This is a genomic window from Escherichia sp. KCJ4928 (assembly GCF_004352695.1).
Taxonomy (GTDB): Bacteria; Pseudomonadota; Gammaproteobacteria; order Enterobacterales; family Enterobacteriaceae; genus ECMA0423.
On the sequence record NZ_SJWV01000351.1, the window covers coordinates 1 to 1960 of the forward strand.

Annotated in this window: 2 protein-coding genes; both read right to left on the bottom strand. The window is 46.5% G+C overall.

Annotated elements, in window-relative coordinates; genetic code table 11:
• Nucleotides 1-85 precede the first annotated feature (85 nt).
• Nucleotides 86-733 carry a plasmid IncI1-type surface exclusion protein ExcA gene (gene excA, locus E0D98_RS23660; RefSeq protein ID WP_131891183.1) on the bottom strand — a complete coding sequence of 216 codons (648 nt, stop codon included), beginning with the start codon at nt 731-733 and terminating at the stop codon, nt 86-88.
• Between the two features lie 81 nt (nt 734-814).
• On the bottom strand, nt 815-1960 hold a 1146-nt coding region (locus E0D98_RS23665; RefSeq protein WP_165941054.1), incomplete at its 5' end, for a DotA/TraY family protein.

The window sequence follows — 1960 nt, forward strand, 5'->3', positions numbered from 1 at the left end:
GGCAGACAGGCATTCTGCCTGAAAAGAAAAAGCCGGTTCAGAGAAAACCGGCTGACGGATTATCGTCTAACAGTTGGTCGCTATCTTAAAATACTTCTGCAACAGGCACACCGGCAACTTTTTCCCATTCTTTAACCCGATACCGAATCATCTGCGGGAAACGTTCCTTGTACTCATATCCACGTGCAGCCATGGTGTGTATGGTGTTGGCCAGTGTCCTTGATGAGATGCCGGAGATTTCAAGAGGGATCATCGGCAGACTCACATAGGTGGTGTGGATTTCCAGCTTGCCGTCTTCAGCAACTGTTCGGGTGAAGTTGTGAATATCCAGGCCAATCACATCCATGACATTGTTTGGGTAAATGCGCACATACAGCATGGTGCCGTTTTTAATGTCGATCCCGAAATAACAACTCTTCGAGAATGACAGTTGCTCGTAATCGCTGGTCGGCGCAAAGGGACTGCTTTCTTTGATCTTCTTGACAACCTGCAGGATTTTCTTTTTCTTCGCTCTGGTTTTCAGATATAGCCAGAGTGATGGGAGAATTATTAATGCCCAGCATCCATATGCAAAAATAAAATCTCTTGTTTGAGATAAGCTTGAGTCATGAACAATTAGTGTTCCGAAAAAAGCATAGAATAATAAGCATGGAATTCCAAATATAAAGTAAGTATTGCGGGCTAGTTGATAATATGCCCACCAGGAAGGATATCTGCTTTTTGTTGTGTTCATAATAAACCTCCATATTCACCTGAATGTATTTTAATCTCTTCAGGTGAATATGGCAATACTGTTTTTTTTGATGTCTGTACTTTATTGTTTTATTCCGTCTTTATCATCTCCATTAATGTTTTTCAGTTTTTCTTCACGAACGCCAGGTGTTCTGCGTATATTGGTGTTGCCACCGGCAATAATATCTTTGACGGATGAAACCATATTCCCCAGCATATTAACGCCGTCACGTCCGCCCAGAAAATTAATTACATGGTCAGGCAGATAAGCCTGAAGCGCAAAAACGGCCGCAACCAGCGTGGTACAGGCACGGGCATAAATCATCAAAAATCCCGCGATACTGAATAACCCTGTAAGGGAGTCAGCCTGCACATTAACCAGAGCCGCGCCAAACAACGCATTCAGTATGGTGCCGCCAGCCACGATGGCGACCGATGCAAAAAAGAACCCGAACACCATCAACAGTGGTCTGATCATGCTGTCTATCAGGTAGATGTAACCGTAAGCAGCCCGGCTTCCCCGGTCCTGGTTTGTCCCCAGATGGGTGGCAGCCCACAGGGGACCGGCGGCGCATCCAATCAGTACACTGACTATCCAGTTACCGATGCCGGTCATCCAGAAGATAAACGGAATAAACGGCAGGTAAATGGATAACGAAAAACCGGCACAGAACAGCAAAAACAGCAGGAAGTAGAGCGGTGGTGCAGCTGCTTCCAGAAAAGCCTTTGCGGCATCAGATAAGCCGCTAACGGCATTGACCAGTCGACCAAAAATAGAGTTGCTGCCGGCAGTGGAAAGTACCCTGACGGTGGTATAACCCGCCCAGATGGTTTCTGTTGTGACCATAGTGTAATCACCGATATTTTTCATTTTTATCAGAGGATTTAGTTGGTCTGAGGTGGTTCCTGTTCCAGATAAGGATGTTGCAATTTTGTCTGCAAAATTTACACCCGACCATACTTTCATGATTATGCTTTTAGGTTCAGCAGCTTCTGCTGTTCTGTATTCAGTTGATGAAGCGGTTGTTCCCAGTGCAGGTGTATATGGTGAGTTTTGCAACTGTGCCTGGTAAGCTCCTTTTACTTCCTTCAGGAATTCAGTATCTCCGGCTTCGCCTTGCGATGAAACTCCACTCACAGTGGGGGCACGGTCGGCCAGTTCTGCCAGTCGCTGGTTGGCGGTGGCAAAGGTCTGGTACCAGGCCCCCAGGGTAACCCAGCCGTAGGT